Origin of the sequence: Mesotoga infera, from assembly GCF_900157305.1 — a bacterium.
In the GTDB taxonomy this organism is placed as follows: Bacteria; Thermotogota; Thermotogae; order Petrotogales; family Kosmotogaceae; genus Mesotoga; species Mesotoga infera.
Window position 1 is genome coordinate 1,182,847 of record NZ_LS974202.1, and the last position, 19,074, is coordinate 1,201,920.

Below are 19,074 nucleotides of genomic sequence, written 5' to 3' on the forward strand. Positions count from 1 at the left end.
TGTTACCACTCCACTTTCAGCATTTTATCCACCAGCTTTGTGCTGAGGGGGTTGTATTTGAGCAGGCCCTTCTTCTGGAGGGGCGCTATGTTTTTGGCCACTCCTCCGTCTATCTCGGGGAGGTAACAACCGTCAGAGAGTTCGTCAAGCGAGATCGCCAGTCTCTCGAGCTCTTCCATCCTCTCCATTAGCTTTGCCCTCTTCTTCTCGTCGGTCTCGGTGGCGAGCGTGTTCTCCAGTGTCATTTTGACGTGGCTCAAATATTTGGATTTCAGGAGGAGCATTCTGTCGTAGCACCATATGTGATGCAGCACAAAGAAGTTTACGCTGCCTTTGTCGGACACCAGATGCCATATTATTGGCCTGTTCATAAACCGCTTCGAGTGGTCTTTGAAGAAGTCTTTTAGCAGGTATTCCTCCAGTTTCTTGCCCAGCAGGTTTTCTACTTCGTTATACGTGTCTCCAATGCCGAGAGCGCGCCATTTCTTCACTATTCTTGTGGGCAGTGAGGGCTCGGCACTGTCTGTTGACAGTGATACTATCCCGTCGTTGTCCTCGCGCAGTATATCCAGTGTGAGCGCCTGTATGTGCTCGGAAAGTACGTCCTTTACGGCTTCTTCGGGTAGGGCGTCAATTTTCGACAGCTCTTCGGCTACGGTAACTGGACTGACTTTAAGCGCGCCGGCGAGCTCTTCGACGATCCCGAACTCCATCCCCGTTATGGCCTCGCTTTTGCCCGAACCCCTGTCGTGCCTGTGCTTGAGATAGAGTTTTCTGAGTTTCTCCCTCTCTTTTTCGGTCAGTTCGCGCCGGGGATATGCACCGACGGGTATGCCTTCCGATTCAAGGACCTCGAGAACGGCAGCGTAGAGGTCAGAAGAGCCGTCCTGCGTCCTTCGTCCCAGATCGTGGACCCGTCCTTCGTTAAGAGCAGAAGGCGCATCTTCCGTGAGCGACCCCAAGAGCCCGGATTGTGTAATCACATCTGAAAGTGTCAGGTCTTCGGGCAGGAGTCCATACAGTTTGAAGACGAGTTCGTCGTTCACCGCTTCGTTTATAAGAAGTCTCGCCTCGAGCTCAGCCTTATGGATGAAGAACTTCTTCAGGGCGTCTTTTACCCTCACTTGCCCGCCCTCTTCTCTTAATTCTTTCAGTCCCCAGCTCAATGGGTCGTGTTTGAAGTCGCGTTCCATAACGTGGAAGCTGTACAGCTCTTTCTTTAGCTCTATGCAGTCCCGAGCGAGAGAGGAGAGAGTAACCGAGTTGAGCGTGGAGAGTGGAGAGTGGGACGAGAGACCGCCGAGAAGGTCACGGATTTCGGCAGCGCTTATGGCTTTACTCCCGAGGGTTGATGGTTCGGGAATTGGTATGGTTTTCAAGTCTCCAACTTGGAAGTCAACGTTTGGTCTTATTGACAGAGACATATATGAAAATAATTTCGAGGTCAGTACCGACAGAAACTCCCAATCTGAGCCCATTATGGGAAAGATAGCACTTCCCTTTACATCAAAAATGTGGTTGATGGGCATTTGCCTATAAGTAGGACCTGAACTGGTCGTTAAAGTATAAGTCAACCCCTCTCTGAAGTAGTCGGATTCGTTAGTAACTACAAAAGAATAATTTCCTTTCAAGTATGGGAATTTCTCTACAATAGATTGTTTTATCTCTTTCCCATCGTCTTCCCAGTCAACTACCCACCACAAATTCCCGTACCACTTGTTGTAAGGCCCGCCCTTAGCATAGGGTACCCATTTCTTTCTATCACTCTTGTAATCAAGCGAGATGTCTTCCTGCTTCACTTCCCACCAGAAGCGAAGGAAACGGTCATTATTGCAGGTAGATAATCCGTGAGATACGTTGGCATACTTCATCAGGGGCTTGTACTTCTTGAACAGCTCCCTTATCCTATCGCTTATCCAGTGAACGAAGGGATAGCCCGGGATCTTCTTGAACTCGGACTGGTTCAATGTATAGGCCCTCTCCGGTACTCTGCCTGCGAGCGTCTCACTTATCGTCCTGACTTTTTCGCCGTAGTCGAGATCCTTCACACTGTGGAAGGATGTTTCCAGATGCCCGTTGCCCCTCTCTATGGCGAACATAACGGTGTTGACTATCTCGCCGCCTATACTCCTGAAGGCTCGCGGCCCTAGATGAACCAGAGATGAGATCCTCGCTTCCTCCAGAAGGAGCTTCCTTAGCTTCTCGTGTGAGGATATGAACATAAACGACTGCATAGTAACCATCCCAAGAAAGCCTCTCTCCCCGGTCAGGTCAAGACACTTCTCAATGAAGGCAGAGTACATATCCGATTTCGAGTCCGGGTAGTATTCCTTCAGGAAGGTCTTCATATCTTCAGAGAGTGTGCCCGAGTCTCTGTAAGGCGGATTTGTCACAACAACATCGTATTCGCTCAACAAAAGCCTTATCGCGTTGAACTGCTTTGCATAGTCGCTGTTAAGGAGAGCCGAGACGGCGTCTGCCTGTACCGGTAACTTCTCTTCTATCGTGTTGACCATCTTCTGTATGAGTCTGTCCATCGACCTGTCGGTGGAGGCCTCCATAAGAACCGCAGTCTTCTCTATCTTCTTTTTCTTGCCTGCCGGCTTCATTCTGAAGAGGGAGCCGATCATATTGAGCTTTTTGAGGCTCGTGAGTGTTTCCATAAGGTTGCGGATCACAGGGTTGGTGAGGTCGGAAAGGCCCATTGAGATCATTAGGTCGGATTCGTCGAAGTGATCCATAGATAAGGCATAGAGATTCGATCTCGTAAGTTTGGTCTTCCTAGACAGATTCTTGGCCTTCAGATAGAGACTCAATGCCGTCAGTTGTATCGCCCTGTCATCTATGTCCAGACCGAAGAGGTTGTTCTCAACTATCTTCCGGGGTATATCTTCGGTGTGCCCGGAATCGAGATACATCTGGTGCAGGAGGTCCATAGCGTAGAGAAGAAAGTGGCCACTCCCGCAAGCCGGGTCCATAACGGTTATCTCCTCGACAGGTTTCTTATCGCGGCTCTTTACCGGTACAGTTGTGTCGTAATACTTCAGCGAGTTTCTTAAGGGGCTTTCGGGGTGCATCTCCAGCCAGTAACGGCCCAGCGTGTTGTCGAGTATGTATTTGACTATGTAGTCTTCAGTGTAGAACTGGGTGACACTCACGAGTTTGTAAGAGGAATCGACCTTCTTTTTTGCCGAAATTTCAGCGTAGATTCTCGCTTTTTCTGCTTCCTGGTAATACTGATAAATCCAGCCGATTATGTCGTCTTTCAGCCATTTCTCCGGGTCTATGGAGTTAATGAGATCGATCACCGTAACGGTGTCGTTTGGACGCGGGAGAAAGCCGTAACGGCTGCCGTTGTAGAGCTGGGGAAGTTCCTGTGACAGCTCCTGAAATATCTCTCTGAGGACGTTGTTAATGCCCTGTCCCGGCTCACTCCGGGCCTGCGGGTTTCTGCTGAGATACAGGTAATGTGCCTCGCTCTTTCCGCCGGTGTCTATGCTCTTGGTAACATACGTCCTCTCCAGCAGGCCCCGCGCTTCCATCGCTTTGAGCCCGACGAGCCTGTTGAGAGTGGTGAACGAGGCCTCCTGAACGAACTTCTCTCTGGCTTCTTTAATGCCCAGTTGCTTTTCATCTGCCTGCACTATCGGGAGTATCTGCTCACGTAGCCCTTCAGAGCCAGGGAAGGCCCTGCCCATATCGCCGCTCTCCGTAATCCCGCACTGTTTAAGAAGGAGCGGATACGATCGCTCCAGTGTCTCGCGTATCTGTATTATCGTCTTTTCTAGATCGGCCATATCAGTCCTCCAGCTCTATTTCTATCTCTGTGTTATCGTTCAGCGTCAGTTTCTCAAGCTCTCTCTTCAGTTGCAGATATGTGAGTCTTCTCTTGAGCTTTAATCTCTCACGTCTGACCGGCGGAGGCGTGGTAACGGGTCTCTCTTCCATAAACTTCTCATAAGAGGCCTTCAACCCTTCAAGTTTGCCCTTGAGGCTCGCTATCTCCAGAACGGCCTCACGGAAGCCTATATGGCAGTGCTCGCACTTTGAGGAGAAGCGTATCTCGAGTTCGTTGCAGGGAGAATTCGGCGCTTTGAACCAGCTCTGGTCCGCCGCCCTCTTACCCAGCTGGTTTCGCTCTTCACGTATGGAGTCGAGGTACTCTTCTATCTCGCTCAGCAGTCGGTCTCTTTCGTTATGGACGGGGTTGAAGTAGCCTTTGTAGGTGTTTCTTAGCTTCTCGAAGATACCGTCCAGATCGGTGCCAAATGAGGCGATGCTCGGGAGAGTGTCTCTATACTCCTTCACCAGCGCAGATAACTCTTCAGACTGCCCGTCGTCGAACTCTCTCTTGGCTATCTCGCCATCTATGTCTTTCAAAAAGCCCCTCTGCTTCTTTATCTTCTCGTAGTTTTTCTTAAGGAAGTCTTCGGTCTTGTCTGCGATTTCCTTCAGCTCCCTTAAGATAGTCCTCTCCTCCAGTAGTTTGTCAAGACAGTCGTGGCCGCCCCCGACAAGCAGGTTTATAAGTCCCTTCGTCTTGTCCAGCTCCCAGTTAACGGCCGCACCGAGCTCTTCCATCTTTCCCTTGAGTTCTTCAAGGGTTCTGTACAGACGTTTAAGGCCATCGAGGGCGTGAGTTATGAACTCGCTCCTTGGTGACTGGAGCGAGAGTTTCCCGTCGTCCAGCAGAGGGTTTATAAGCTGTATTAGTCTGTTCCTGTCTTCTGTCGAGAGCACAACGCTCTTGCGTATCTTTGCATTTTTGAACTCGCCGACACTCTTAAATGCCTTGTGCACTTCGGGCTTGCCGTACGAGTCTATGTTGTTCAGCGTTATCTTGCCCCCGCGCATAAGGCAGGCCACAGAGTACATAACCGTCTCCTGAGTCCAGCCGTATGGAGGAGATGTGAACTCCTCCAGCAAGTCCGCGCCCGTCCTGTCTTCTTTCAATGACCGTATAACGGGCGAGATTATCTTGTGGGTCTCTATTAGCTCGCCATTCTCGTCGAAGACACGGTGGTCATCGTCAACCCGCACTGTCTTCAACGTGTTCTGCGGTCTGGTCAGCACGTCCTCTATGTCTTTGGACTTCGCAGTAGTGGCGGTAATGTCAGTATAGTAAGCAGGGATAACCCTGTCTTTTATGAACTCCTTGAGTTTGTAAAGTATGTTGCCACCGGAGATTAACTCACCCACATAGACGAGCTTTCCCTTCTCGAAGCTGTGGCGGATCTCTCCGGTCAGCTCTCTCTTCTTGTTTTCCATAGTCTCCGAATACTTTGCGAGTATCTCTCTGGTGTCACCGCCTGTCTTGTATGTGCGGAACGAGTCTAAAGAGACCTCCAGCCTCTTTATCTCGCGGGCCAGCGTGTCTATTTTGTCGTTTTCCTCGGGTATTAGATAGACCGTATCGGCGTGGTTCACAGACTCGAACTCTATACCCTCCACATTCGCCCCGGTGAATGAAGCGACACTGACTTTTAGGCCCTTTTTCTTGCTACTGATCGAATTACCTTCAAAGAGCCACTCTACGGGTACGCTTGGGCCGTCTCCGTACTGGATCTCTCTGTAATCCCTGTGGTTGGATATTGCCTGAAGCTGCCTGACTATCTCTTCGTTTCTTTTGGGTATGTCTATGATGGTTTCATTCATCTCTTTTATAAACTCTCTCTCGAGATCGGTCACCAGATCTATCTCGCCGTTATAGCGGGTCACGTATCTGTTATCAACTAGATAGTCAATAACGTCCCTGACTTCTTTGCCCAGATCGTACTCTTTGTCGTAGATGCTTTTCACGAGCAGCCGGGTTATGACCGTCTCGCTTGCCTTTATCTTCGTCAGGTTCTTCAGGATATGGAGAGTCTTGAGTATGTCGGAAGCCTTTACGTTTCTGCCAAGGTAGTCGTCGGCGCTTCTTACAAGCGCCATTACTTCAGAGCCGAAGAAGCCCGGTCCGAGTGCGTCGAAGAGGTCGGTGGCGTTCACCATCCTGCCAAACTCTTCATCCTTCAGGTTCTTCAGTATGAAATCGACCAGAGAGATAAACTTGCGGGTCGTTGCCTGCTGGTAAGATTTCCCTCTGGCGTTCTGCACAAAGTCCGGTATGAGCTGGAAATGGTAGGGATGGAAGGGATAGTAGTTCATAAGGTCGTCTTTGGTTTCGGTCTTTTTGTAGCTTCCTTCCGTGTTGCTCAGTGTGGTTATGTTACCCTGATTGTCTCGCATCGTCTTCTCAAAAAGCGGCTCTGTCTCTATCTTTTTCTTCAGCAGCCTCTCACGGGCCACCTCGTCCACGTTCTCGGAAGTTAGGTCTAGCCTTACCTCGAAGCGGTCGGTCAGTTTTCCGAGTTTGTGCTTGTCGAAGTTGCTGTTGGCTATTAACTGGTCTAGCTTCTCCTGAGAGGTCACTATAAGCCTTACCGAGCCCTTACCTTTGGACGAGAAGGCTTCGGCCACCGCCTGTAAGGCGAGTATCCTGTCGTCGTTGTCTTTTATTGAGGTCACGTACTGGCCTATCTCGTCTATGATGAAGACCAGGCGTTTCCCTGTCTTCTCTGTATAGGCGACGCAGTGATCGGCAAACTCACCGGGCGTGAGATTTTTGTATTTGTCCACCGCCGATCTAAGGAAGTCTTTAGCCTCTTCCAAGCTGTACCCGAGCCGTTCTGCCATAACGCGCGATACGAGGCGGCGGAACTCGCCAGCATTGGTGGTTATTTTGCCGTAGTCGTCTCCTCCGGCCTTTATGAGCTCTCTTATCTTTTCCAGATGGCCGAACTCGTCCAGTTCATACTCCATAATCGCGACGCTCGGGACGCTAGAGTAACCGCCCGCCTGAAGGAGTTTTTTGAACATCACCTGCTGTACGGTATCTTCGGTCATAGAGCCTTCGCCTATTATCTCGAACATTATCACCGTGGCAGGTATGCTGTTGAGAGCGCTTATACTTGCCTTGAGGAATTCGGGGTTTGCGCAGCTGGCTACCCTTTCGTTGAAGAGCTCGCGTGCCGTTATGCCCCTGGGCAGGGCGTGATTGGAGAGCAGGTAGCCCAGTATCTTGGCAAAATATGACTTTCCCGAGCCAAAGAAGCCCGAGATCCAGACGCCTATCTTTTCGGTGGATGGGAGCTTATAGTTCAGGAGAAAATTCTCGAGATGGCTCTCTATTTGGTGAGTCACTATGTACTGGGAGATTTCCTTCTGCTCGAGTTCAAGGTTCTGATCCCCCGCTTTTATGACCAGAGGGACTTCCTCAGCTATGTTTATCTTCAGAAGATCTTTTATTTTCATTACCCCGACCCCCTACTGTCTATTTCAGATCACTAAAGCCCTGTAAACCGATGTCGTGTGCCTTCCGTCTAGAAATGTGAGGATATGGTCCTTCCTCTTTCCCGGATAAATAAAGAGGGCGGGATTGGCGAGATTGCCGGTCACGCCCTCGATCAACGGGTTGAGACCAAAGAAACCGTTGAGTATCCCGAGTCTGTGTACGGCCGTTATAGGGTTCGCCTTTGAAGACTCGACGATACTCTCGATAAGACCGTTTAGCAGTAGCTTTGAGAAGTCGCCTATGCTAGACTTCCCTAGAAACGAGAAGTCGTCCTCCAGATTCTCCATACCATAACTCTTAGCAGTCTCTACGAGTTTAGCCCCGAAATTGAGCAGGTTTATCCTGCCCTCGAAACGCATCTTCAACTCACGTACCGCCGTCGCCTCTTCCTTCGGAGCTACTATGAGGACTATTACCCGGGAACCTTCCGTCTCGCTGACGAGTGAATCCGCCCTTGAGAGCTTGTCTGAGACCATATCCAGCTTCTCTGAGAGTGTGAGGTTATCGCGCAAGTGCATCGAGCAACACCTCGAAGTCTATCTTCGGCTCAAGCCTTACAACGTCTCCTGCCATAGCGAACTCTATGATCCCGGAAGCGTTCAGCCCCGCAAGGTAAGAGAGGAGATCCCTCTCGTCCAGAAGCAAGTATTTGAAATCGTCTGCCTTCAAAATGGCGGAAGGTGAAAGTTTTGAGTTGAAGAGGAAGTACAGGACCGCGGTAACGCTCTCTCGTTTAGGGCGGAAAAAATGCAAATCTATATTCTTGCCGTTAGATTCGGCCATACCGAGCTTTGATGTTATTGAGAGGTAGTTTGTTATCCTCTTGTCAGACATATACTTTGTGAAGCCCGCCTTCTTGACGATAAACTCGACTACGTCTTCACGTAGCAGGAAGGGCTCTCCCCTGTGGTAGGCAGGATATATATGCTCGAGTGTGAGCGCCCTGGCGAGCGAGTCCCTTTCGCAGTTCTTCCAGAAGAGCAACTCACGTTTTATCTGCGTCTCTATTACGTCGGAAGTCATTATGCGCGCAAAGACGTCCAGCGCTGAAGGAGTGAAGCCCCTGACGTAGTCGCCGATTAGCCAGTTGGCTATATTGCCTCTGTACTCTCTCGACTTGTTGAAGGGATCGTCTTCCACCAGGTGTTTTCTGATCTCTTCGGCATTTCTTCCCTTTATTACTTCGCCCATTATGTAGATGACATTGTCCAGGTGATCGAACGCTTTATCCAGATGTGTTCTTGAGTTCGGTTGCATACACTGGGACCTCCGTGTCGGGTAACTGGATTATAACAACTATATTGTCGTTTGAACAAGTGTAGAATCTGACAGGATAAACCCTTGTGGCACAGTTAGAAGCCGAATCGGTGTTTACGGGACAATTATCCTCTTCGGTACTAAGATACCTGAGGAATTGGAGAAAGATATCGAGCGTATCCTTGAAAGACTGTTATAGCGGCTTATAAAAGATACTGCCTGTTATCTGTTTAAAGCCATTAGCCTGACGCCGTGAAACCCTTCGCTCACGAGGCGGACCAGCGGTAAGAAGATCAAGAACTTTGCGCTCTTCCAACCTCACGCCTCCGACCTCTACTCTTTCATTGCGTCAGTTCCGCTTCGCGGGCAGAATATCGGTGGAGAGTGGGGAGAAAGAGCGTTATCGAGAGTTGGCTGCCGGTTGTTGGTAAGAACGAGATCCCGTATAGGAGTACTACGGGATGACACGGGATGACGGTACAGGGACACCACGGGATGACAGTCTCCTTACGTCATCCTGACGCGCTCCCAGTCAGGATCCCGGTCTTCCTCCCTCACGTCATGCCCGGTCTTCGCGAAAAACGGGGACAGACATGAAGAGATTTGTCAGTCCCCATTTTCGCGGTCTTTCCTCCCTTTCCGTCATGCCGGACCCCGATCCGGCATCTCCGCTCCCTCGAAAGAGCGGGAAGAGCGGGGTCCCGTATAGGAGCATTACGGGATGACAGTCTTACTCCTTTCCCGTCATTCTGAGCTTGACTCAGAATCACGTGCGCCCGGCATGGTACACAACTATAGGGTGAAAGACCCGAATGTGGGGAGTCAAAGAAGCATTAGCCAGAGGCAAGGGTGTCACTGGTAACGGTGAATCTGAAGGAAGCCCGAGGCAAAGTCCGGAACTGAACGAAAGTGAACCAGAGATGGCCGTTACAGAGGGTAACCCTGCGAGATAAGGGAAAGCCCTGACTCCAGCTGTAAAGGTTCGGATGGCAGGATTCGGATGAAAGTGGTGTATCTTACCCGGGGAAGTCCTCATGAGTCCGAAAGGGGTAACCGTTAGCAAGGAGGAGATCCAAGTTAAGGGAAAGCTCAGGAGGATGGCAGATGAACCCGTAGTAGTGAAGAACCTCTCCGAAAGGAGAAGGGACCTTGGCTATAAGCCAAGGGGGTGATGAGGAGGTCGAAAGGCTCCATCACTTGCGAAGGGGAGAAGGATCGAAGAAATGTGATCGGAAGACAGTGAAGAGACTTAGGTCAGACAGTTAAAGACAAGGTACATATTCCCGGGAGGGTAGAGAAGCCAGTCATTAATTGTCGCAACAATATCTGAGGCTGGAGCTGTTGGAAGGGAGCATGCAGGAGAAAGAGATGAAGTATTACAGTCTAATCGACAAAGTCTATTCGAAGAAGAACCTATTGAAAGCCTATCACAGGGTAAACTCCAACAGAGGAGCTCCTGGGATAGACGGAGTAACCGTAAAATCATTCGGGGAGAAACTCCTTGAAGAAATCGAGAGATTATCCGAAGAAATCAAGAGCGGTGAGTACATGCCCATGCCACTCAGGAGAGTAGAAATCCCAAAAGCAGATGGTAAAACAAGGCAATTGGGAATACCTGCTGTGAGAGACAGGGTGGTACAACAATCTCTCAAGGAGATACTGGAACCTATATTCGAGGAAAGATTCCATCCCTCCAGTTACGGTTACAGAAAGGGAAGAAATGCCTGGCAGGCGGTGGAGAAGGCGAAAGCTTTTGCATCCAAATACGGTCTGTGCAATGTAGTGGAACTTGACCTGAGCAAATGTTTCGACACTCTGGATCATGAGAAGATAATAGACTCCGTAGCAGAGAGAGTGAGTGATGGAAAGATACTCAAACTCATACGCGCAATGCTGAAGAGCGGAGTAATGGAAGATGGAGTCTGGAAGGCAACAGAAACTGGCAGTCCACAGGGTAGTGTAATAAGTCCCCTGCTGGCGAACATCTACCTGGACGAGTTCGACCAGAAGATGAAAGCCAGAGGAATAAGGATAGTCAGATATGCAGACGACATATTAATCTTCTCGAAAACCCAGGAAGAAGCCCGAGAGTTTCTGGCAATCGCGATCAACATACTGGAGATTGACATGAAGCTCAAGGTCAACAGAAACAAGACGAGAATCACAACACTGGAGGAGGGCTTTCACTTTCTTGGCTTCGAAATAAAAGGCGAGAGAGTTGGGATAGAGAAATCCAGATTGAAAAGGTTCAAGGGAAAGGTCAAGGGACTTACAAGAAGGAACCAGAGCACACCGGTAAAGGAAATAGTGAAAGAGCTAAATCCACTGTTGAGAGGATTTGCCAGCTATTTCAGGATAGTAGACTTACAATCTACCTTGAGAGGGCTTTTGAGCTGGATAAGGAGAAGGCTTAGAGCCATCATACTACACCAGTGGAAGAGCACAAAGAAACTGAACAGAGTCCTTAGAAGGGCTGGATGGGAAGAGAAAGTCAATTTGAGAATGAACAAATGGCGCTCTTCTCACACAAAAGCAGTCAATTACGCCATTCCCAACAGGTTCTTTGAAGAGATGAACTTATTCGATATGACATCGTACTATCATCCCCTGTCGAAGTATCCGATACTCGATCCATGAGCCGTGTACGAGGCCCGTACGCACGGTTCTGTGAGAGGACGAGGGGCTCCGCCCCTCTCCTACTCGATGTTCTTTCCTCTGTCTTGAACCAGGAACGAGGAACCTGGACTCGCAGCATCGGAACGAGAAACTGCACGAAGGACGGGTCCATGATCTGTGACGAACAACGAAGGACGTCTCCTCGAAGCTTACAGCGTCTCTTTTTGCTCGCGAAGCGGAACTAGCCAGGCATAGCCTGACTGGCTTGCGCCAGCAGATTGGCTTTAAAAACGCCTCCTGCCGAAGGCAGTCTCATGTCTTTCAATTCGCAGCCGTAATCAGATCTTATTCTTGAAGATCAGTTTCGCAAGCGAGGCTCCGGTTGAGAAATCCGGAATTATCACATCTGCCCCGGCTTTCTCCAGTCTTTCAAATTTCTTTTTGTTCCAGCCAAATCCAGCCTTTTCGTTTGAGGCAACCCCTATGGTGAAGGCTCCGACTTCTCTGCCCACAGTAATTTCGACTGGTCCATCACCAATTACCACGAGTTCGTCAGGTCTTATTCTCTCCTCTTTCATGAGCCTTTCAATGACTTTCTTTTTCGAATACTCCTCGATGCTGTCTAGCGCTCCAAATACCCCGCCATTCATGTAACTGTGTACCCCTAGGTACTGTGATTCCTTTATTACATCTTCCTCATCGGTTCCCGATGCAAGCAGAAGAGTGACTCCTCCTTTTCGCAGCGTCTTTAGAAACCCAAGCGCTCCACGAAGCAGGTATTTGCTCTCCGCGTTTTCATTGATGCGTTCCTCCACTATCTTTTTCAAGCAGCCGGTATAGATCCTCTTGTACTCCAGCGGAGTCAGAATCTCGTTTGGTGGAACCAAACCGTACTCAATAACGAGCTTACGGAGTCCTTCCATTTGCAGGATTGTTTGAAGACCTGTGGTCTCGGCAATAAATTCATCTACCTCGACCATGATTCTTGAAAGCGCCTCTTCTTCAATCTCCTTCTCTCCTGTGATAAAACGTATCATGAGATCTCTCATAATTGGCTGCCAGCCCTCTCTGAGTAGAGAGATCGTGCCATCAAAATCAAAAAGTACTCGCTTAACATTGCCAGGAAGCCTGCAGCTGTTTCTGAAGATTGACGGATTGTCGATTTCGCAATATTCGGGTTCGCTCATCTCGGAAAGCGCCTGCCTTGAAAGCTTTCCCGTCCCCTTATGAGAGACGCAAAGTGCTGCGGCTTTTGTGGCCAATCTAGCCGAATCCAATAGAGGCTTTTCTCCGGAGCAGTGATCTACCGCGAGTGCTGCAATGTAAGCATCTCCCGCTCCGCAGACGTCTTTCACTTCTCCTTCAAGACTGAAAACCCGGTTCAACACACCACACTCGAAACAGAACGATCCGTCCTCGCCGGCGGTAACCACAACTGGAGATCTCACTTTCCGAGAGAAATCCGTCAAATACTGCTGAACCAGTATTTTGTGGGGAATTTCGCTTTCATCGTTGCCTATGATACCCATTCTCTTCAAACCAGATATGAATTCATTCATATTTGGCTTCACCAGAAAACCGGCGAAGGCCTCGGGCTTAGTCCTGGAATCCGCAACGAAGGTCTTGTCTCGAAATCTTGTGCTCATATCGAGAAGCCGGCATACTATCTCGCCGTCTATACAGCCCCTCCCTGGAATTTCTGCCTGGTCTTCGACTACGACGGCATCGACAGTCGGCACAAGAAGTTCGATTGCTCTTATCATCTCGGCCCTGCTGGTCTCGTTCAGACCAATCGGCGGAATGTCCAACCTTGGAAGATCCTCCTCTCCCGTGTTTGTGTTTATGAACTTAGTATAGACGGGCGTTACATGGGACTGCGATTTTATTAGGAACTGAGTGCAGATGCCATACTTACTGAGTTCTCTTTCGAGATCGTACTGCCTTCCGTCGCACCCTACAGGGCCTAGCACGATTACCTCTACATCTAGCATCGCAAGATTCTTCGCCACGTTTCCGGCTGCCCCGGGAGAATACTCCTCTTTGATTCCGGTTATCGTCATTAGCCCCGTCTCCAGGCTTGGTTTGGACAGAGCTGGGTCGTAATAGACGTATCTGTCTAGAAATAAGTCTCCGATCACAAGGATTTTTGGTTTCTTTTGATCCATTAAGCTTATGCCGACCTCCTCACAATCGACCTGTAAAATGCCGGCAGAGTCTCTCTGTGGTCGCCCTTTATGTAGTAACCAGCACCACCAAATGCTTCTGGAATTCTTGTAACGATCGATTTTATATCCCTAAAGTAATACGATGGAGCATTCTTGTTGTTCTTGGAAGTTTGTTCGAGATCAGCCTCTCTTATATCGAAGCTGGCCGTCGTAATTCCCTTTGGAGGCTTTCCAACATTTGCGGCCATCGAAATCGCCTTAAGTATCACTTCAACCCCTATCACGGCCGAACCGACAACTATTACTACTCCGCCGTTAACCAGTTTTGAAATCTCGTTGGCAAATATAAGAAAATCTCTTCCGGAGCAACCCCCAAGAGCCTCTCCATCAAAATAAGGGCTCATATGATAGATATCTGTTCCCACGGCGCAGTGAACACAGAGCGGAATATTCTTCTTGTATGCGCTATACTGAATCGATACCTCGGGATACATGAATTTCACCTTTTCGGGAAAGGGTTCGCCAGATATCAATCTGCCCATTGCCTCTCCATAACCAATACGAAGCCTGTTTCCATGGACAAGTGCCTGGTTTATGAATCTGTTCGTCTCTTCTGCAAAACCGAAAAGCCCTTCTGACAAGGCGTTTGGAATGCTCTCGGAGGTCTTTCCGCTGTAGGCCAGTTCGAAATCGTGTATTGTAAAGGCCCCGTTGACGCCAAGGGCAGAGATGATTCCCTTTTTTATGAGCGATGAAAGAAGCGGCCCCATCCCATTCTTGATTATATGGGCCCCGCTGAACATTATCACCGGTTTATCCTGACTCTTAGCTTCCACAACCTTCGAAGCCAGCTCTTCCAAGTCTCCTGACAAGTTGCTATCGACTTCATCGATCACTTTATTTTCATCGATCAAGTCTGAGATATTGACCTCGCTTGGTCTATCCTTAAGCGGATAGGTTCTTACACTTGAACTGTCAAATACCTCGAACTTTCCTTCGTATCTCATCATTCCACCTACCGTTTCATATCTGCCAATTCAACTTTTTTCAGCTACCATCGCTTCTATTAGCTGGCACAGCACGTGTCCCAGTGTTATGTGCGTCTCCTGTATTCTCGGTACATCCGTTGAATCAACCTTGAACAAATAGTCACAGCGATCGATCATGTCTCCGCCAGTCCTGCCAGTCATGCCTATTCTCAAAGATAGCCTTTTCCTTGCCACTTCGAGAGCTCTCAAGATATTGTTCGAGTTTCCGCTTGTGCTTATTGCTATCACAACATCCTCTTCTCTCAAAAAGGCTTCCAGCTGTCTCGAAAAGATCTGATCATATCCGAAATCATTCGGGATCTCGGTAAGAATCGAGTCGTTGCTGGGCAATGATACCGCCCTTATCGGTCTTCTCTCAATATAGAATCTTCCCACAAGTTCCGCTGCCAGATGAGCGGCATCTGCAGCGCTTCCTCCATTTCCCATGAAATAGACCGTACCACCGTTGCCGATTCTACGCGTAACCTCACGGGCAACCTCTAAAAGAGCATTTTCATAACGTTCAATGAAATCTCTTTTCACCCGTATGCTCTCTTCAAAGGCCTTTCGGGCCACGTCTTCAAGCTCCATCTCCTATCCTCTCCTTCCTCTTCGGCTGGCCACAATCAAAGCCGCATAATCACCTATCTTGTCTTTGAGCGCCGATAGGACAACTCTTTCTCTCGCCTTCTCGCCGATCAAAGACTCGTTGACCGCCTCTTTCATAGCGGACTCCAGCCATATTCCCTGAAGACGCCACGCAAGATTTCCAAGTATTATCCTGTCAGGATCTAAAATGTCCAGCAGTACGGCCAGTCCTTTGCCGAAGTAAGTTCCGCTTTCTTCAAGTACTGTGACGGCGTAAGGATCTCCCTTTAGGGCCATGCCTGCGATTTTCTCAGTGCTCGTTCCACGTATGAATCTCTCCGGGAATCTATAACTGGCGTACAGCGAAATCCCGGTCCCACTGCAATATGACTCCCAGGAACCATTCTTGCCGAAGAGCGAAGGTCCGTCTTCGGCCACTCTCATGTGGCCGACCTCTCCGGCTAATCCCTTCGACCCGTTGTACAGTTTGCCATCTATGATTATTCCTGCTCCAAGACCGGTTCCCAGCGTCAGAAAGATAATGTTTGAGAAACCCTTGCCCGCTCCAAGAATACTCTCTGCCAGAGCCCCCGCTCTTCCATCATGCTGAACGGTTACTGAAAAATGAAAGCGCTCCTCAAGCGGTTGAACTATGTTGACCGTCCCCCACCTGAGATGAGGAGGATTGAAAAGAGTCCCCGTATTTGAATCCATTGGACCTCCAACAGATACTCCAGCTCTTGCCGGAACTTCCCTCTTCACTAGAAGATCGATTTCTAGGGATAGTCTCTCTAAAAAGCTTTCAAAGCCTCTGTCGGGTTCGGTAGGAAACTCTCTTCTCCTGATGATATTCAGATCTTCATCGCCCAAAACAACTGCGGTCTTTGTGCCTCCAATATCTATTCCCAGTATCCTGCCTTTTACTTCATTCATCTTCATCACTTTCCATAGCTTCTATCTTCACTCAAAAATCAGAGTATGTATTCCGAACTGCCGGTACTCGAGTTGAACTCTACCATCTACAACAGGAAGTTCGCAGACTCTGTCTTCGAGAATGTTGGAAATCCAGCAGCGACTAAAGGGCAGGGAAGTTCTGACACTGGCGACTCCACATCTGCCTTCAACTTCGGCCAGTCTGAGCACATAACCGGTACTCTCGGAATGCTTCAGGGCGAGAACTTTTAGATTCCTGGCAGATATCTGAAGGCAATCTTCACTCAAATTGAGACTGCCTGATGCCAGAACTAGAGGCTTATTTAGACTTTCTGCTTCTGTAACTGCCTTAAGAGCGTCTGTGGAGTCATGGGAAAACAAGGAATAGGTGAAACCGTGCCTTCCCTCATCGGCGAAGAAATCGGGATAGATCGGCGATCTGAGAAGCGTCAATGAGACGTCTGAATTGCGGCAGGCATGACCGTACTTTCCGTCATTCAATATGGAGACGGCGAAGCCCGGTTCCGAAACCTCCACCCATCGATGCGCCGGAAATTCGAATCGCGCATCTTCGAATGAATTTCTGACCCTGGTGCTTCTGAGCGAATAACCGGCCGAAAGGTCACACTTGATTTCCCGGGTGAGAAGATTGATGGGAAAATTGGCCTTCAGCAAAGTCCTTCTTGTATGCCATTCGATTTCAGTTTCAATATCCAGTCTCTTTGAAAGAGCGTTCAGAACGTATCTCTGTATTATCGTGCTTCCCTCGTAATGATAGGTTGCTTGAACAACCTTTCTTACAGGACCGCTTTCTATCGTTCTCACTTCAGAAGCATCGAGCTTTCTTTTCGATCTGGCATAGTCATGATCGATATCCCAACCGTCCCAAGCAACGGGAATGTCTTTATATACATAGAGAGAGTTTCCCGGTCCCGAAAGAAGCGGCCTGTCAAGAGTCTTGTCGTAGGCAGATATGCTTCCGTCTGCATTTACTTCAACGATCAAGTAAGCGTTCTCCATCACGGTATCGTCGTCGGGCGCATGCCGATCGACTTTCTCGTCTATGTATTCGAATACTTGAGCGGAGAAAGGAGAGATCATCCCGCCCAAACTGTATACGGATTTCCCGTCATATGTTCTTTGGGAAGCGAGCTTCTTGCCGTCGGACCTTCGCAAACATCTTTCGTCTTCATCGGAAAAGATTACTTCTCGAGAAAAGGAGCTTGCATTGATAACGGTCTTGAATCTAGGATTCCCGTCGCTCCTAGAACTCACGAAGCCTTCAGAGATCTTATTCGTTTCCTCAATTACACCGCTGAGTTCACTTTCAGCCTGATGATGAACTTCGTTTATCGACGAGCCGGGAAGGATGTCGTGGAATTCGTTGTGAAGAAGCATCTCCCACAGCCTTCTAACTCTCTCGATCGGATATTCTTCTCTTTCGACAAGTAGCGCTCCAAATACCTCAAGTCTGTACAGCGCGTCTTCGGCCTCTTTGTGAAGCTTCTTAGTTCTTGCCTGAGTCGTGAAAGTGCCTCTGTGCAGTTCAAAGTAGAGTTCGTCATCCCAGAGGGGTAGCTCGACATCCTTCGGTAGATTCTCGTAGTACTTCTGCAGCGGGGCCATTTCAAGACTGGGCATACCAGGATAGTTCTTCAGCCGTTCATAGTACTCAAGCATTTCGTCGGTCGGACCCCCGCCGCCGTCACCGTATCCAAAAGTTGTGACGGTCTTGTTGTGAACCTGTTTGTTCTGGAAGTTATCCCATGTTCCAAGAATCGCTTCGGGGTTGATCATTCCGTTGTAGCCACCTTGAGGGTTATCGAAGAAATGACAGACAATCTCGCTTCCGTCCAGACCTCTCCATCGGAATAGGTCAAGGGGAAAGCGGTTCTTCTCATTCCATTTCAGTTTAGTCGTGGAGAAGTACTTTATTCCCGCCTCTTTCATGATCTGGGGAAGAATCCAGGAGAAACCGAAGACATCGGGCAGCCACGCCACCGAAGACCTGACGCCAAACTCCTCTTCAAAGAACCTCTGGCCGTACAAGAACTGTCTCGCGAGGGATTCCGCGCTGGCAATGTTGCAATCGCTTTCTACCCACATTCCGCCTATCGCTTCCCAGCTTCCCCGCACAATACTATCCCTGACTCTCTCGTAGAGGTCTGGATCGTTCTCTTTAAGATCCTTGTACATCTGTGCCGAAGACTGGATATACACGAACTTGGGATATTTCTCCATAAGTCTCAGAGCATTGGCAAAGGTTCTTCTGATCTTTCTTTTCGTTTCGTTGATTGGCCAGAGCCACGCATAGTCAATATGCGCCTGCCCGGTAACCTGAACAGAGCCTGTGGATCCGTGCTCCTCTGTAAGCTTCACTATTGAATCTTTCAGATTGTCGCACGCCCTCAATACCGTAACCCTGTAATCTTCAGGCAATTCGTTACCGCTCGACTTCTCGAAACTTGGGGAGCGCCAGAGATAATTGACGCTTCCGTATTGCTGCTGACCAAAAAGGGTGGGATTGTCGGGAGCGGTCTTGAAATACTCATCCGTCGATCTCGGCAGTTCAATTGCCGAGAGGCAAGCGCTGATGATTTTAAACAGTTTCTCGGCAAGCACGTCATCCTTTGTCGCTTCAAAGACATCTATTGCCACCATGAAATCGAGATAGGTCCCCGAAACCAGCTCATCTTCAAGGAGCAGTTCCGCAGCTTCAAAGACGGGGCCGGATAGATGGGTTCCGAAGAGTCCTTTCGGGACGGTCTGAATATCCAGAATATGGCGCTTTCCGTCCGCAAATTTCGTGACATCCAGGAGTTGGTGATAGACGTTTATCTCGCCATAAGAATGACCATCTACCATCACAAGACTCTCGCCTCCCGGGACGACTCTCAGAAAGAGCCTTTCGCCGTCTTTGAGCTTTTCTCTCTCAAAACTCGATCTGAACCAGACAGGAAAGCTTTCTTCATCCCAGCAATAACCGGCCGATATCTCCTTCCATCCTTCTTCAGGCGGAGTCTCCGAGCGCGATCCGCTGAACAGCCAGCCGTCGATCCTTTCTCTCTCTCTCACAGTATAGGGAAAGAGCTCAGACAGTTCCTTCTTGAGCCTTACGCATGACTCGGATCTAGAACGATACACAGTATCTCCT

Annotated in this window: 11 protein-coding genes; 2 read left to right on the top strand and 9 right to left on the bottom strand. The window is 49.2% G+C overall.

Features of this window, described 5'->3' with window-relative positions:
• Window positions 1-2: 2 nt before the first annotated feature.
• From pglX to MESINF_RS05395, 4 genes are read right to left on the bottom strand one after another with little or no spacing between them, the layout of a single operon-like run.
• Window positions 3-3,797, bottom strand: a complete 3,795-nt coding sequence (gene pglX, locus MESINF_RS05380) for a BREX-1 system adenine-specific DNA-methyltransferase PglX (protein WP_169698880.1) — start codon at window positions 3,795-3,797, stop codon at window positions 3-5.
• Between the two features lies 1 nt (window position 3,798).
• The gene (gene brxC / locus MESINF_RS05385) at window positions 3,799-7,293 is read right to left on the bottom strand and encodes a BREX system P-loop protein BrxC (protein ID WP_169698881.1); all 3,495 of its coding nucleotides are present in this window, start codon (window positions 7,291-7,293) and stop codon (window positions 3,799-3,801) included.
• Between the two features lie 24 nt (window positions 7,294-7,317).
• Window positions 7,318-7,851, bottom strand: coding sequence for a hypothetical protein (locus MESINF_RS05390; protein ID WP_169698882.1), 534 nt, complete (start codon window positions 7,849-7,851; stop codon window positions 7,318-7,320).
• Complete coding sequence (locus MESINF_RS05395) at window positions 7,835-8,590, bottom strand: hypothetical protein (protein ID WP_169698883.1); 756 nt, start codon at window positions 8,588-8,590, stop codon at window positions 7,835-7,837. The genes MESINF_RS05390 and MESINF_RS05395 overlap by 17 nt, the downstream gene beginning before the upstream one ends.
• A gap of 1,034 nt (window positions 8,591-9,624) precedes the next feature.
• Between MESINF_RS05395 and MESINF_RS05400 the strand changes: the two genes are divergently transcribed.
• Window positions 9,625-9,762, top strand: coding sequence for a hypothetical protein (locus tag MESINF_RS05400; RefSeq protein WP_169698557.1), 138 nt, complete (start codon window positions 9,625-9,627; stop codon window positions 9,760-9,762).
• Between the two features lie 196 nt (window positions 9,763-9,958).
• Window positions 9,959-11,227 carry a group II intron reverse transcriptase/maturase gene (gene ltrA, locus MESINF_RS05405; protein WP_169700841.1) on the top strand — a complete coding sequence of 423 codons (1,269 nt, stop codon included), beginning with the start codon at window positions 9,959-9,961 and terminating at the stop codon, window positions 11,225-11,227.
• Window positions 11,228-11,544: 317 nt separating this feature from the next.
• On the opposite strand, the gene MESINF_RS05410 is transcribed toward ltrA, so the two are convergent.
• From MESINF_RS05410 to MESINF_RS05430, 5 genes are read right to left on the bottom strand one after another with little or no spacing between them, the layout of a single operon-like run.
• Complete coding sequence (locus tag MESINF_RS05410) at window positions 11,545-13,371, bottom strand: PfkB family carbohydrate kinase (RefSeq protein ID WP_169698884.1); 1,827 nt, start codon at window positions 13,369-13,371, stop codon at window positions 11,545-11,547.
• Window positions 13,372-13,376: 5 nt separating this feature from the next.
• Entirely contained in the window at window positions 13,377-14,381 is a 1,005-nt protein-coding gene (locus MESINF_RS05415) for a hypothetical protein (protein WP_169698885.1), read from the bottom strand.
• 27 nt (window positions 14,382-14,408) lie between these two features.
• Window positions 14,409-14,990, bottom strand: coding sequence for a D-sedoheptulose-7-phosphate isomerase (locus MESINF_RS05420; RefSeq protein ID WP_169698886.1), 582 nt, complete (start codon window positions 14,988-14,990; stop codon window positions 14,409-14,411).
• A 3-nt stretch (window positions 14,991-14,993) separates the two neighbouring features.
• The gene (locus MESINF_RS05425) at window positions 14,994-15,920 is read right to left on the bottom strand and encodes an ROK family protein (protein ID WP_231936878.1); all 927 of its coding nucleotides are present in this window, start codon (window positions 15,918-15,920) and stop codon (window positions 14,994-14,996) included.
• Window positions 15,921-15,947: 27 nt separating this feature from the next.
• A complete protein-coding gene (locus tag MESINF_RS05430) occupies window positions 15,948-19,064 on the bottom strand; it encodes an alpha-mannosidase (RefSeq protein WP_169698887.1) in 3,117 nt (1,038 codons plus the stop codon).
• Window positions 19,065-19,074: the final 10 nt, after the last annotated feature.